This is a genomic window from Kaistia hirudinis, assembly GCF_014196455.1.
GTDB lineage: Bacteria > Pseudomonadota > Alphaproteobacteria > Rhizobiales > Kaistiaceae > Kaistia > Kaistia hirudinis.
Genome location: NZ_JACIDS010000005.1, coordinates 484,590 through 497,759, shown reverse-complemented (window position 1 = coordinate 497,759; position 13,170 = coordinate 484,590). Strand labels below are relative to the sequence as shown.

Sequence of the window (13,170 nt, the reverse complement as noted above, 5' to 3'; positions counted from 1 at the left end):
GATAAACGAACACTAAACAACTTTGCTTGCATTCGGAGTCAATCGATGAGCGACGCCAGCGGCAGGAACGGGACGTCCTCCAACGTCCGCAATCTGACCGATGCGATCCGCAAGGTCCGCGTGGCGGAATCCGAGCGGTCGGATGTCGTCGTCGAACTGCGCGAAGCCGAGCGTACGCGCCTCGACATGCTGGCCGACGAGCTGCGCGGCGTCTTCGCCGATGTGCCGTCGGACGATGATCAATTCATCTTCGAGGTTTCGTCCGGAACGCAGCCGAGGCTGTGGATCGACATGACTTCACTCGTCGTGATGGGCCGTGACCGGCGGACCTATCGCTTCGTCAAGGATACGCGTCTCGGCCGCACGGTGATCCTCGAAACCGCTGATATCGACGACATGGCAGATTGCGTCACGCAATATGTCGCCGAGCGCATCATCGAGCGCGAGCGCGCCATGGAAGGCGACTGGCTGGCGAAACGCATCGCGCAGCAGGATATGCCGGCGCGTCCGGAAAAGACGGCTGCGAGCCTGCTCCGCCATGCGCTGCCGCAGGAGCCGGCGGCCGCACAGAAGGTGCATCCGGGCTGGATCGTCTCGGCCTTCCTCGGCGGTATCCTGGTCGGCGTGGCGATCCTTCTTGCCTATGCCTGGATCCATATCGGCTGACGCTTCACCATATCTGCCGCTCGCGGATCACACCGATCGCCGAACCCGGTCCCTCGAAACCGCGCTCCGTCATGTGGCAGCGCCAGGCGCCCGGCTCGCCATCAATCGCGAAGATATTGTAGCGGGCCGCCGGCTTGTGGCCGCCCGGCGCATTCGAGGCTGACGGCACGCCGACGACCGGAATGGCGCTGTCCGGACCTTCGATTTCGACGAAGGAATCGACATGGGTGTGGCCGTGCAGGACGAGTTCCGCGCCGGCCTCCTTGAGCACCGCGCGGATGCGTCCGGAGCCGACGAGGCGCTTGTGCCAGTTGGTGGCGCCCCTGAAGGGCGGATGATGGATCAGCACGACGCGGAAGAGGCCGTCACGGCGGGCATGGACCAGCTGGTCATGCAATTCCGGCAGACAGGCGCTTTCGACATGGCCTGTCGCCATGAACGGCGCCGAGGCGCGCGCCGACGACAGCGCGACGATCGCCACAGGTCCGCGCCGGCGGACATAGGGGAAGATGACGCGGCCGGGCGGCGTGCCATGGTCGCCGGTCGCATAGGGCGCCCAGGCCGCGAGCGCCCGCTTGAGCGCGCCGGGCACATAGGCGTCGTGATTGCCGGGAATGACCGAGATGCGCTCGGGACTGCCGAAGGCCTCGAGCCAAGCGCGGGCGGTGACGATTTCGTCCGGCAGACCGAGATTCATCAGATCGCCGGTCACCGCGATATGGTCGGGGGCCTGGGCGAGGACATCCTCGACGAGGTTTCCGAGGACCGGGCCGGCGAGGGCGCGCATGCGGTTGCGCCGCCAGTTCACATAGCCGAGCACGCGCTTGGAGGCGAGCTCCAGCGTGCGCGGCTTCGGCAGCGGCCCCAGATGCGGGTCCGAGAGATGGGCGAGGTGGAACATCACTTCCTGCAATAGGCCGTTGGGCGGCGCGGCGGAAGAGTGGATCGGTCGCGGCTTTGCTGGCAAGCTTCGCGCGGTCCAGAGCCGTCGAGCGGTTCATTGAATCGCCGAACGGCTCTATCTCATTGTTTGGTCGCGTTTTCTTCACGCGAAGGGGAGTCCCTTCGCTCGAAAGCGCTCTGATGAGTCCCGCCATGCCGATCCGCTCCACCCTCTCGAAGCTCGCCGGCCTCGTCGCGCCGGTCACACGCGGCATGACGCTCGGCGTGCGGGGCGCCTGTTTCGACGGCAACGGGCGGATTTTCCTGGTTCGCCACTCCTATATGCCCGGCTGGTACATGCCGGGCGGCGGGGTCGAGCGGGGCGAGAGCACGATCGAGGCGTTGGAGCGCGAACTCTGCGAGGAGGGCGGCATCGTTCTCGATGCGCCGGCGGAATTGTTCGCCGTCTACTGGAACACGAAGCGCCGGCGCGACCATGTGCTGCTCTTCGTCGCCCGGAGGATCAGCCGGCCCGATCCGCCCGCCTATCCCAATCATGAGATCGTCGAGGCGGATTTCTTCGATCCGGATTCGCTGCCCGCGGAGACCAGCCCGGCAACGCGGCGGCGCCTCGCCGAGATCCTCACCGGTTCGCCCGCGGACCGCCATTGGTGAAATCCCGGCGTTGCGGCGGGCGAGCCGCCGTGTTATGCGCGCTCTTCATATCAACTCGTCGGGAACCATCCATGGTTTCGAGGCCCCTTTCGCGACGACGTCGCTCCGGCCGTGACCTTGCGTCACTTGAGGCCGAGCTTCCGTTCGTCCTGCGGCTTCGCCCCGTCTGAGAAGGGTGCCTCCGTCGGACTCAGCCACCGCCATCCGACGAGACCGCATCCCGATGAAGATCGACAGCTTCACCATCACGCTCGAACAGCCGGGCGACGACCCGGCCATCGAGGCGCTGCACGAGAGCGCCTTCGGACCCGGCCGCTTCGCGCGCGCCGCCTCGATCCTGCGCGAGGGCGTGCCGCATGATCCGGGCCTTTCCTTCGTCGCGAAATCCGGCTTCGATCTGGTCGGCTCGGTCCGCCTGACGCCGATCCTCATCGGTGGCCGGCCCGGGCTGCTGCTCGGCCCGCTTGCGGTCGTCGACGGCTGGAAGGGGCGCGGGGCCGGCAAGTCGCTGATGCGCACCGCGCTCGCCGCCGCTGCCGAGGCGGGGCACGAACTGGTCCTCCTGGTCGGCGACGAGCCCTATTATGGCCCGTTCGGCTTCCAGCGCGTCGCGCCCTATCTTCTCACGCTGCCGGCACCGGCGGATCCGGCGCGCATCCTCGTCTGTCCGCTTGTCGAGGGCGCCATGGAGGGGATTGGCGGCAGGGTGACGCGGGCGCCGGGCGCCGGCTCGACAGTCCCCGGTCCGGGCGCATAAATATCGTCACACCGGCGAAGACGGCCGGAGGGAGCATGCGATGAGACGTGTGAATTCGGCGGTGGCCCTGCTCGGGGCTGCATTCGGCATGATGCTGGCGGCCCTCTCAGGCGCGACCGCGGCAACGGCCAAGCCGCCCAACATCGTCTACATCGTCGCCGACGACCTCGGCTATGCCGATGTCGGCTATCACGGCTCGGACATCAAGACGCCGACCATCGACGGCCTCGCCAAGGGCGGCGCGCGGCTCGAGTCCTTCTATGCGCAGCCGATGTGCACGCCGACGCGCGCGGCGATCATGACCGGGCGCTATCCGCTGCGCTACGGCCTGCAGAGCTTCGTCATTCTGCCGGAACAGACCTATGGCCTGCCGACCGACGAGAAGCTGCTGCCGCAGGTGCTGAAGGATGCCGGCTATGAGACCGCGATCATCGGCAAATGGCATCTCGGCCACGCCAAGCCCGAATATCTGCCGATGCAGCGCGGCTTTGACTACCAGTACGGCCCGCTGATCGGCGAGATCGACTACTACACCCACGAAGTGCACCACGTCGTCGACTGGTATCGCGGCGACAAGCCCCTGCACGAAAAGGGCTATTCGACCACGTTGCTCGGCGAGGACGCCGTTCGCTATATCGATGGCCGCAGCCCCGACAAGCCATTCTTCCTCTATCTCGCCTTCAATGCGCCGCACACCCCGTTCCAGGCGCCGAAGGAGTATCTCGACCGCTTCAAGGACATCAAAGACGAGAACCGGCGAACCTATGCGGCGATGATCGCGGCGATGGACGACCAGATCGCCAATGTTCTCAATGCGCTCGACAAGAAGGGGCTCCGCGACAACACCATCGTCGTGTTCCAGAGCGACAATGGCGGCGTGCGCGACTCCATGTTTGCCGGCGAGATCGAGACCAAGGGCGACCTGCCGGCCTCGAACGCGCCCTATCGCAACGGCAAGGGCTCGCTCTACGAGGGCGGCACGCGTGCCGTCGCGCTCGTCAACTGGCCGGGACACGTCAATCCGGGCGAGGTCAACGGCCTGATCCACGTCGTCGATATGCTGCCGACGCTGGCCGGCCAGGCCGGCGCCAGCACCGCGGGCACCAAGCCGCTGGACGGCATGGACGTCTGGAAGACGATCAGCGAGGGCGCCCCGTCACCGCGGAGCGAGATCGTCTACAATGTCGAGATGTTCCGCGGCGGCGTGCGCGAAGGCGACATGAAGCTGATCTGGCAGACCCCGCTGCCGCAGCGGGTCGAGCTCTACGACATCGCCAAGGACCCGAAGGAGACGACCAACCTCGCCGACGCCCAGCCGGAGACGGTGGCAAAGCTCGAGGCGCGCATCCAGGAACTCGCCAAGGAGAGCGCCAAGTCGCTGTTCATGGAAGCGACCATGGGCGCCTATCTCCATCGCGAACTCGGAACGCCGGCGCTGCCGAACGATCCGGCCTTCTTCGAGCAGAAGGACTGACGGGAGGCCGGCTCGTCCCCGTCGGAACCGCGTCGCCCGACCCGCACTCGGCCTTAACCCGCCCCTGGAGGGCGGGTCGAAAACGCGAATGCGTTTTCGGGGCGGGGGCGCGGTGGATGGGCCGTGCGCCTTCCGCGCCGACGATGCGCCTGGCCGATGCCGTGAAGGACGCTTCGGCTCCGCCGAAGCTACCCCCTCCCCGAAAGTGCTGATGCACTTTCGACCCGCCCTCCAGGGGCGGGTTGAAGCGGAGCTTGGCCGGACGCATCTCCGAAGCATATCGGTCGTTGCGATCTCGCCGCGACGCTGGGGGAGACCGTTCCGCCCTTCACCTCTTCCAGAGGGAGAGGTCGACGGCCAAAGGCCGGCGGGTGAGGGGTTAGGGAAGGTTCAGGATAGGGCTCTGATCCGTTCGTGCGGCTTCTGAGGGTCCGTAACCCCCTCACCCGGACCTGCGGTCCGACCTCTCCCTCTGGGAGAGGTGAGGGGCGGAGTTCCGTGCGATAGCACGCTCTCAAGGGGGAAGAGGCGCTACCGCCCCTCGCGATACCAGGTCGTGGCGGCGGCGCCGAGGAGGAGGGCGAGGCCGAGGAAGCCGGAGAAGAGCGGCAGGCGGTCGACACCCTTCAGCACCGAGGCTTCGGTCATGCGGATGCCGATCCAGTCGCTGCCCGCCATGGAGCGGCCCGAGCGGATCGGGACGACGCGTGGCGGGACGAGGCGGCCGTCGGCGTCGCTCATGCGCGCAATACGTCCTCCGGACGCAGCGACCACCGGCGCGAGCTTCTCCTCGGTCGAGCGCACATCGGTGAATTCGCGCGGATTGGCCGGCCCGACGTGGGCGAAGGCGCGCTGGTCGCCATCCTCGACGCGCCAGAGGCCGATCTCGTCGGCCGGGATCTCGGCGCGGAAGCGGCCGGGACCATCGGGCGCGAGCTGGACGCTGCTGGTCTTGCCCGAAGGCGCCGTCAGCGTCGCCGCCGGCGCCGCGTCCTTCATGGTCTGACGCTCGACGACGAGATTGCCGCCATCGGCGGTGACGCGGAGCGATTCCTCCTCGAGATCCGGCTCCTTCATCAGCCAGTGCGCGAGGCGGCGCAGCAGGTCGACATGCGGCCCGCCGCCCTCATAGCCGCGCGCCCAGAGCCAGACCTGATCCGAGAGCAGCAGCGCGACGCGGCCCTTGCCCTCGCGCTGCAGCACGAGCAGCGGATCGCCCTTGGCGCCCTTCATGATGACTTCCCCGCTCGGCTGGTCGGTCTCGACCTGCCGGAACCAGCGGCTCCAGTGCGGCGGGCTGGTGTCGCCGCCCTCGAGGCCGCGCGTCACCGGATGGCGCTTGCCGAGATCGGTGACCTCCGGGCGATAGGGCTCCTCGATCACGCGCCCGGTCGGCGCGGCCGGCAGCACATCGGCGAGCGGCGTGCCGTAAAGGCTGCCATCGGAGGCGTAGTCGGGACCGGAGGCGACGAGCAGCGCACCGCCGTCGCGGACATAGCGGGCGATGTTGTCGAAGTAGAGGATCGGCAGCACGCCGCGCTGGGCATAGCGGTCGAAAATGATCAGGTCGAACTGGTCGATCTTGACCGAGAACAGCTCGCGGGTCGGGAAGGCGATCAGCGACAATTCGTCGATCGGCGTGCCGTCCTGCTTTTCCGGCGGGCGCAGGATGGTGAAATGCACGAGGTCGACGGAGGCGTCGGATTTGAGCAGGTTGCGCCAGGTGCGCTCGCCGGCATGCGGTTCGCCGGAGACGAGGAGCACGCGCAGATTCTCGCGGATGCCGTCGACGACCGCCGCGGCGCGGTTGTTGATGGTCGTGAGTTCCCCCGCGAGCGGCTCGACCTCGAATTCGTAGACGTTCTGGCCGGCATGGGCGATGTCGATGGTGACGCGGTTGACGGCGCCGGGCTGCACCGTCTCGGTCGCCAGCGGCTCGCCGTCGCGGGTGATGGTGACGCGCACCGGAGCCGTCGACGCCGTGCCCGTGTCGATCACGCTGTATTCGATGACCTGCTTCTCGCCGACGATCGCGAAGCGCGGCGCCTCGCGGATGACGATCTGCCGGTCGGTCTCGTTCGGCTTGCCGGAGATGAGCGCGTGAAGCGGTGCGCCGCCGAGGATTTCGGCCGGCGGCGCGGGAATGTCGTGCACTTCGCCGTCGGTCAGCATCAGCACGGCGCCGATGCGTTCCGGCGCGACATCGGCGAGTTCGGTCTCGACGGCCTTGAACAGCTCGGTGCCATCCACCGGCCGGCCGCCCGCCGTTGACCCGACCTCGACCGTGCGGATCTCGATGTCGCGGAGGTCGCCGAGCCGCTTCTGGACGGCGTCGCGCATCGCGGCCGTGGTCGCGGCACGGTCGGCCAGGTCCTGGCTGGCGCTCTTGTCGACGACGACGGCGACGATCGTGGGCAGCGGCTCGCGCTGCTCGGCGAGCAGCACGGGACCCGCCAGCGCGGCGACGAGCGCGGCGAGCGCCAGCAGGCGCAGCCATGCCCCGCGCACGCGGCGGAAGAGCAGCAGCAGGCCGGCGCCGAGCGCCAGCGCCGCGGCGGCGAGCAGCAGCGGCAGCGGAATGAGCGGGGCGAAGTTCAGCGTCCAGTTCACTGTCCGAGCCTTTCGAGCAGGGCCGGGACGTGAACCTGATCGGCCTTGTAGTTGCCGGTCAGCGCATACATCACGATGTTGACGCCGGTGCGGACCGCCATTTCGCGCTGCCGCGGATCGGTCGGCACGGTCGGATAGAGATAGCGCCCGTCCGCGTCGGTCGCCCAGGCGCCGGCCAGGTCGTTCTCGGTGATCAGGATCGACGAGACGCCGTCACCGGGTCGTACGGGCCTGTCGGCGGCGGACGCAGCTGTCTCATCGGGCGGCAGCGCCTCGACCCAGAGCGGGCCGCCGGAATAGCGGCCGGGGAAATCACCGAGAAGATAGAAGGCCTTGGTCAGGACGTGGTTGCTCGGCACGGGTTCGAGCGGCGGAATGTCGAGGCCGGACAGCATGTCGCGCAGCCGCTCGGCCGCAGGCGTGCCGACGAAGCCGGAACCGCCGGGCGGCCGGTCGAGCTCGTCGCGCGTATCGAACAGGATCGAGCCGCCCTGCTTCATATAGGCGTCGATCTTGGACAGCGTCGCCGAAGAGGGCATCGGGCTCGCCGGGTCGATCGGCCAATAGAGCAGGGGGAAGAAGGCGAGCTCGTCCTTCTCCACATCGACGCCCATGGGATCGCCCGGCTCCAGCGCCGTGCGCGCGGCAAGCTCGCGCGAGAGGCCGGCGAGGCCGGCGCGGCTCGTCTCGTCGATCTCGCTATTCCCCGTCGTCACATAAGCGAGGCGGGTCTGGTTGGCGGCCTCCAGCGCGAAGCGATCGGATGCCTCGTCAGCATGCAGCGGGCGCGGGCCCGCGGCGAGGATCAGGGCGGCGGCGAGGAGCGCGGCCGGCGTGGCACGGCGCAGGCGCAGGCCGCCATTCAGCCAGAGCACGGCGAGCGCATCGAGGATCAGGCAGGCGAGGGCCGCGACGAGCAGGACGGGCGCCAGATCCTGCGGCGCCGCCGTCGGATAGGCGCGCACGCTCGCACCCCGCAGTGCGGCCGTATCCAGCGGAACAAGGGTGGCGTCCGGCGCCAGCACGTTCACGGCGCGGAAGGCCTCGTCGGAGCCATAGAGGCCCGGCGGATGCTCGCGATCCGGCACGGTGCCCTGCGCATTGGCGGGCAGCGGTCGCGCAAAGGGATCGTTCGCCGTGAAGCGGCCGAAGCCGTCGAGCAGGCGATAGGGCGGCAGCGAGACGACGGAGCCGCTCGAGCCGGCGGTGCGGGCGGCACCGTCGGCAGGCGGGGAGGAGAAGGCGACGATCCGGCGCAGCATCTCGACGAATGTGCCGGAGAGCGGCAGGTTCGACCAGCTCGTATCCGCGGTGACGTGGAAGAGCACGATCCAGCCCTTGCCCATAGGGGCGGCGGTGACGAGCGGTGTGCCATCGGCGAGCGCGGCCCAGGTGCGGCCCGCGAGATTGCCGTCCGGCTCGGCGAGGACCTGGCGCGAGACCGTCACGTCGTTCGGGACCGCGAGGCCGGCGAACGGGCTTTCGGCGGAGAAGGAGGCGAGCGGCTGCGGCGTCGACCAGGAGAGGCTGCCGCCGAGCACGCGGCCGCCTTCGCGGAGGCGCACGGGGATCAGCGTGTTCTGCCCCGGCGTGGCGGCGGCGAGGCGCGGGCCGGCGAAGCGCAGCAGCGTCCCGCCCTTGTCGACCCAGTCGGTGAGCTTGCGCTCGACATCGGGCGTGAGCGTGCCGATATCGGCGAGCGCGATCACGGCGGCGCCGCCCTCGATCATCTTCGGCACCGCGATCTCGGCATTGGCGTCGCGCGTGTCGAGCACGTCGGCGAAGGGCTGCAGCGCGCGTGAGAGGTAATAGAGCGGCGAGAGCAGCGGCTGGGCGGTATCGATCGATCCGCCGCCGATCAGGCCGACGCGGCGGCGCTGGAAACGATCGTCGAGCAGCTGGACGGCACCGGCGGTGCCGGAGCCGGCGATCTCGACGCGGACGATGTCGTTGCGCAGCTCCGTCGGCAGGTCGAAGGCGGCCTCGGTCCGAGTCTCGCCCGGCTTGAAGGCGAAGGGCGCGGTGCCGACCGGGCGGCCTTTCAGATCCTCGGCGACGAGGCTGCCGGTGGCGGTGCCGTCGCCCGCCGGACGGAGCACCGCGAGCGTCAGCGCCTCGGCGGTGGAGCGGGGATCGGCGATGCCGAGGAGCGGGGAGGGCGTTCCGGCATAGAGCGTGACGGGAACGGCGAGGCGATCGTTCAGGAAGGCGGTGAACGCGTCCGCATCGGGTCCGCCAAGGCCGCTCGCGAGCCAGTCGGCGCCGCCGATAGCCTTGCTCGCCCCCAGCGGCGCGAGGGCCGCGGCGAGCGCGGCGCGGTTCGCCGCATAGGGGCGCGGCGCCAGCGCGTCGAGCCGGGTGCGAATGGTCGCGGCGTCGGCCGGGGCGAGATCCTGGTTCGCCGGGTCGGCGCTTGCGGCGAGCACGATCGGCCGGCCGGCGCGATCGGCGATATCGACGATGCGCTTGGCGGTCTCGATACGGGCCGGCCAGTCGCGTGCCGCCGCCCAGTCATTGTCGACGACGAGCAGCAGCGTACCGTCGCCGGCCGCGCTCTCGCCCGCCGGACGCCAGACGGGACCGGCCAACGCGAGGATCACCAGCGCGGCGAGCAGGAGGCGGAGCGCAGTCAGCCACCAGGGGCTGCGTGCCGGCTGCTCCTCCTTCGGCGCGATCTCGGCCAGGATCCGCGTCGGCGGGAAGCTCTCGAGCCGCGGGCGCGGCGGCGTCAGCTTGAGCAGCCACCAGATGGCGGGCAGCAGCACCAGCGCCGAGAGCAGCACCGGCGTCGCGAAGGCGAGCGGGAGCCCGGCGATCATGCCGCCCTCCCGGGCGCAGCGCGCTCGGCGAGGCGGGCGTGCAACGCGAGCAGCGGTTCGCTGGCGGCCCTGTCGGTGCGGTGGACGAGATAGGTCCAGCCGAGGCGCCGGCAGAGCGCCGTCAGATGATCGCGCCGCGCGGCGATATGGCGGCGATATTCATCGGCCAGCTGCTCGGCGCGGCCGGCCGTATAGACGGCGCCGCTCTCCGCGTCGCGGAACTCGGTCCGGCCGGCATAGGGGAAGGTCTCCTCGATCGGATCGCGGATCTCGACGAGATGCGCGGTCGCGCCGGCCTTGGCGATTTCGCCGAGGCGCTGGTCGATCTCCGCGATCGGATCGAGAAAGTCGCCGAAGAGGACGAGATCGGACAGGCGGCTGAGGCGCCGCGCATCCGGGAAGGGCGGCAAGGCGCCGGCATGCGTGATCGTCATCGCGAGGCGTTCGGCGGCGTTGCGGGCGAGGATCGGATCCGACCCGCCGGCGATGCCGATGCGCTCGCCGGCTTCGGCGAGGAGTTCGGCGACGGCGAGCGTGAGCACCAGCGCCCGGTCGGCCTTGGTGACCGGGGCGAGGCGCGAGCGGAAATCCATCGAGGCGGAAAGGTCGACGCCGAGCCAGACGGTATGGGCCGCCTCCCATTCGCGCTCGCGCACATAGAGATGGTCATCGCGAGCCGAGCGGCGCCAGTCGATCCGCCCCGGCGCTTCGCCGGTCACGAAGGGGCGGAACTGCCAGAAGGTCTCGCCGGGGCCCGCCTTGCGGCGGCCATGCCAGCCGGCGAGGACGGTATTGGCGATATGGCGCGCCTGCACGAGCAGGGCCGGCATCCGCGCGGCAAGCGTCTTCGCCTGTCCCAGCGACGGGCCGAGGCGCCTGCTTTCCGATCTGTCGGCCGGCTCCGCGTCCACCCGCTCACCCGATCCTGGACTTCAGCCGCGCGATCACGTCGCGCACCGAAAGCCCGTCTGCCCGTGCCGCATAGGACAGGCTCATGCGATGCTGCAGCACCGGCTCGGCGAGTGCGGCCACGTCGTCGAGCGAGGGCGCATAGCGCCCGTCGATCAGCGCGCGGGCGCGCACGGCCAGCATCAGTGCCTGGCTGGCGCGGGGGCCTGGACCCCAGGCGATCGCGTCGGCGAGCTTCGGATCGCCGCTCTCGCCGGGGCGTGCCGAGCGGACGAGCTTGAGGATCGCCTCGACCACGGAGGTACCCACCGGCAGCCGGCGGACGAGCTGCTGCATCGCCAGCAGTTCGGCGGCCGTCGTGACCGCCTGCGGCGCGGCTTCGCTCGCGCCCGTCGTCTCGAACAGCATGCGCCGCTCGGCCTCGATATCGGGATAGAGCACGTCGATCTGCAGCAGGAAGCGGTCGAGCTGTGCCTCGGGCAGGGGATAGGTGCCCTCCTGCTCGAGCGGGTTCTGTGTCGCAAGGACGTGGAACGGCGCTGGCAGGTCGTAGCGCTGGCCGGCGATGGTGACGTGATATTCCTGCATCGCCTGCAGCAGCGCCGATTGCGTGCGCGGGCTGGCGCGGTTGATCTCGTCGGCCATCAGGAGCTGGGCGAAGACCGGTCCCTTCACGAAGCGGAAGGCCCGCCGTCCCTCGGCGTCCTGGTCCATCACCTCGGAGCCGAGAATATCGGACGGCATCAGATCGGGCGTGAACTGCACGCGCCGCTCGTCGAGCCCGAGCACGGTGGCGAGCGTTTCGACCAGCTTGGTCTTGGCGAGGCCGGGCACGCCGACGAGCAGGCCATGGCCGCCCGCGAGCAGCGTGATGAGCGCGCGCTCCACGACCGTATCCTGACCGAAGATGACCCGCCCGATCGCCTCGCGCGCGGTCCGGATGGTGGCGACCGCCGCGTCCGCCTCCGCCACGAGCTTGGCGGGATCGGCTGCGGGGACTTCGCTTTGATTGAATGCGCTCATGGCCACCCATATAGTTTCAATCGACGGAGGGGCGAGGCTGCATCTTACCCCTATCCCCAGATACCCCATCACTTCGGGATCGGCCCGGTCTCTTCGCCGCCGCCTCAGGAACATCAAGAAGCATGCCAGTGTCAAAGCAAGGCGAAACGAAGGCCGATCCGGATTTCGGGCCCGTTTCCCACCTGACGCGATGGGCCGAGGCCATCAAGGACGGCACGCGGGCCGCTCCGGTCGAGCGCTGGCATCCGTCGTCCTGCGGCGCGATCGACATCCGGATCGACCGCGCGGGCGCCTGGCATCACGAAGGCCGCCGCATCGAGCGCGAGGCGCTGGTCAAGCTGTTCGCGCGGGTGCTGCGGCGCGAGGCGGATGGCAGCTTTGTGCTGGTGACGCCGGCCGAGAAGCTCTCGATCCGCGTGGAGGATACCCCGTTCCTGGCCGTCGATCTCGACGTCGAGCCCGGCCCGCCGCGCCTCCTTCGCTTCCTGACCAATCTCGGTGAGGTCGTGCCGCTCGACGTAGCGCATCCGCTCCGGATCGCCGATACCGACGACGACGCCTTCGTGCCCTATGTCACCGTCCGCCCGGGCATCGAGGCGCGGCTGACCCGCGCGCTGGCCGAAAGCCTCGCCCATCTCGCCGAGGTGCGGGATGGCGCGGTCGGTATCGAATCGGGCGGTCACTTCTTCGTCATCGGACGCGCCGCCGCCATGGAGCGCCTTCCATGAGCGTCGCAGCGTCCCTTCCCATGGACGACGTCTTCGCGCGCGCCCGCCAGCGCCTCGCGCATATCGCGCCGGGCAGCGGCGCCGTTGAGGGCGAGGCCGTGATGAACCCGGAATTCGAGCCGCCGCCGGGCTTCCGCGCCCGGCCGGCCGCCGTGCTGATCCCGATCGTCGGCCGCGCCGCACCGACCGTGCTGATGACCCGCCGCACCGCCACGATGCGCCGTCATGCCGGGCAGATCGCCTTTCCCGGCGGCGCGATCGATCCGGAGGACAGCGACGCCGCCGCGGCGGCGATCCGCGAGGCGCAGGAGGAAGTCGGCCTGGAGCCGTCCCTCGTCGAGCCGCTCGGCCGGCTCGATCCCTATATCGCGCCCACCGGCTTTCACATCACCCCGGTCGTGGCGCGCGTCGATCCCGGCCATCACCTCGTGCTCAATCCGCGCGAGGTCGATCTCGCCTTCGAAGTACCGCTCGCTTTCCTGATGAACCCCGCGAACCACCGCATCGGGAGCCGTGTCCTCGACGGCGCGCGCCGTTCCTTCTACGAAATGCCGTATGATGATCACTATATCTGGGGAATAACCGCCGGGATCATTCGCGGCCTCTATGAAAGGCTCTTTGCCTGAG

General features: G+C 69.4%; 11 protein-coding genes. 6 read left to right on the top strand and 5 right to left on the bottom strand.

What is annotated here, in order from left to right; translation table 11 throughout:
- The first annotated feature begins 45 nt into the window (after positions 1 to 45).
- Positions 46 to 666: a hypothetical protein gene (locus GGR25_RS20940; RefSeq protein WP_183400809.1), complete on the top strand. Its 621-nt coding sequence runs from the start codon at positions 46 to 48 to the stop codon at positions 664 to 666.
- 4 nt (positions 667 to 670) lie between these two features.
- Here GGR25_RS20940 and GGR25_RS20935 read toward each other — a convergent pair whose 3' ends face one another.
- Positions 671 to 1,567, bottom strand: coding sequence for a metallophosphoesterase family protein (locus GGR25_RS20935; RefSeq protein WP_183400808.1), 897 nt, complete (start codon positions 1,565 to 1,567; stop codon positions 671 to 673).
- A 194-nt stretch (positions 1,568 to 1,761) separates the two neighbouring features.
- Between GGR25_RS20935 and GGR25_RS20930 the strand changes: the two genes are divergently transcribed.
- The 3 genes from GGR25_RS20930 (at position 1,762) to GGR25_RS20920 (ending at position 4,454) form a co-directional block, all read left to right on the top strand.
- Positions 1,762 to 2,223 carry an NUDIX domain-containing protein gene (locus GGR25_RS20930; protein ID WP_246410079.1) on the top strand — a complete coding sequence of 154 codons (462 nt, stop codon included), beginning with the start codon at positions 1,762 to 1,764 and terminating at the stop codon, positions 2,221 to 2,223.
- Positions 2,224 to 2,446: 223 nt separating this feature from the next.
- Positions 2,447 to 2,980: a GNAT family N-acetyltransferase gene (locus tag GGR25_RS20925; protein ID WP_183400806.1), complete on the top strand. Its 534-nt coding sequence runs from the start codon at positions 2,447 to 2,449 to the stop codon at positions 2,978 to 2,980.
- Between the two features lie 40 nt (positions 2,981 to 3,020).
- Positions 3,021 to 4,454 (top strand): arylsulfatase B, encoded by a 1,434-nt coding sequence (locus tag GGR25_RS20920; protein WP_183400805.1) that lies wholly within the window; start codon positions 3,021 to 3,023, stop codon positions 4,452 to 4,454.
- A 531-nt stretch (positions 4,455 to 4,985) separates the two neighbouring features.
- Here the strand turns inward: GGR25_RS20920 and GGR25_RS20915 are convergent.
- Genes GGR25_RS20915 through GGR25_RS20900 form a run of 4 tightly spaced genes read right to left on the bottom strand, consistent with a single transcriptional unit; the run spans position 4,986 to position 11,815 of the window.
- Complete coding sequence (locus GGR25_RS20915; protein ID WP_183400804.1) at positions 4,986 to 7,064, bottom strand: hypothetical protein; 2,079 nt, start codon at positions 7,062 to 7,064, stop codon at positions 4,986 to 4,988.
- Positions 7,061 to 9,883 carry a DUF4159 domain-containing protein gene (locus tag GGR25_RS20910; protein ID WP_183400803.1) on the bottom strand — a complete coding sequence of 941 codons (2,823 nt, stop codon included), beginning with the start codon at positions 9,881 to 9,883 and terminating at the stop codon, positions 7,061 to 7,063. Before GGR25_RS20910 ends, GGR25_RS20915 begins: the two co-directional genes overlap by 4 nt.
- On the bottom strand, positions 9,880 to 10,794 hold the full coding sequence (locus tag GGR25_RS20905) for a DUF58 domain-containing protein (RefSeq protein ID WP_343068127.1): 915 nt from the start codon (positions 10,792 to 10,794) through the stop codon (positions 9,880 to 9,882). The genes GGR25_RS20910 and GGR25_RS20905 overlap by 4 nt, the downstream gene beginning before the upstream one ends.
- A gap of 4 nt (positions 10,795 to 10,798) precedes the next feature.
- A complete protein-coding gene (locus tag GGR25_RS20900) occupies positions 10,799 to 11,815 on the bottom strand; it encodes an AAA family ATPase (protein WP_183400802.1) in 1,017 nt (338 codons plus the stop codon).
- A 122-nt stretch (positions 11,816 to 11,937) separates the two neighbouring features.
- Here GGR25_RS20900 and GGR25_RS20895 point away from each other — a divergent pair, with 122 nt between their 5' ends.
- Together GGR25_RS20895 and GGR25_RS20890 are read left to right on the top strand one after the other, a co-directional pair.
- Entirely contained in the window at positions 11,938 to 12,543 is a 606-nt protein-coding gene (locus tag GGR25_RS20895; protein ID WP_183400801.1) for a DUF1285 domain-containing protein, read from the top strand.
- Positions 12,540 to 13,169, top strand: coding sequence for a CoA pyrophosphatase (locus tag GGR25_RS20890; protein ID WP_183400800.1), 630 nt, complete (start codon positions 12,540 to 12,542; stop codon positions 13,167 to 13,169). The genes GGR25_RS20895 and GGR25_RS20890 overlap by 4 nt, the downstream gene beginning before the upstream one ends.
- Position 13,170: the final 1 nt, after the last annotated feature.

Coding starts and splice junctions, on each gene's coding strand:
- GGR25_RS20890 (WP_183400800.1), top strand. CDS start 12,540: ATGAGCGTCGCAGCGTCCCTTCCCATGGACGACGTCTTCGCGCGCGCC.
- GGR25_RS20940 (WP_183400809.1), top strand. CDS start 46: ATGAGCGACGCCAGCGGCAGGAACGGGACGTCCTCCAACGTCCGCAAT.
- GGR25_RS20900 (WP_183400802.1), bottom strand. CDS start 11,815: ATGAGCGCATTCAATCAAAGCGAAGTCCCCGCAGCCGATCCCGCCAAG.
- GGR25_RS20920 (WP_183400805.1), top strand. CDS start 3,021: ATGAGACGTGTGAATTCGGCGGTGGCCCTGCTCGGGGCTGCATTCGGC.
- GGR25_RS20895 (WP_183400801.1), top strand. CDS start 11,938: ATGCCAGTGTCAAAGCAAGGCGAAACGAAGGCCGATCCGGATTTCGGG.
- GGR25_RS20925 (WP_183400806.1), top strand. CDS start 2,447: ATGAAGATCGACAGCTTCACCATCACGCTCGAACAGCCGGGCGACGAC.
- GGR25_RS20910 (WP_183400803.1), bottom strand. CDS start 9,883: ATGATCGCCGGGCTCCCGCTCGCCTTCGCGACGCCGGTGCTGCTCTCG.
- GGR25_RS20935 (WP_183400808.1), bottom strand. CDS start 1,567: ATGTTCCACCTCGCCCATCTCTCGGACCCGCATCTGGGGCCGCTGCCG.
- GGR25_RS20930 (WP_246410079.1), top strand. CDS start 1,762: ATGCCGATCCGCTCCACCCTCTCGAAGCTCGCCGGCCTCGTCGCGCCG.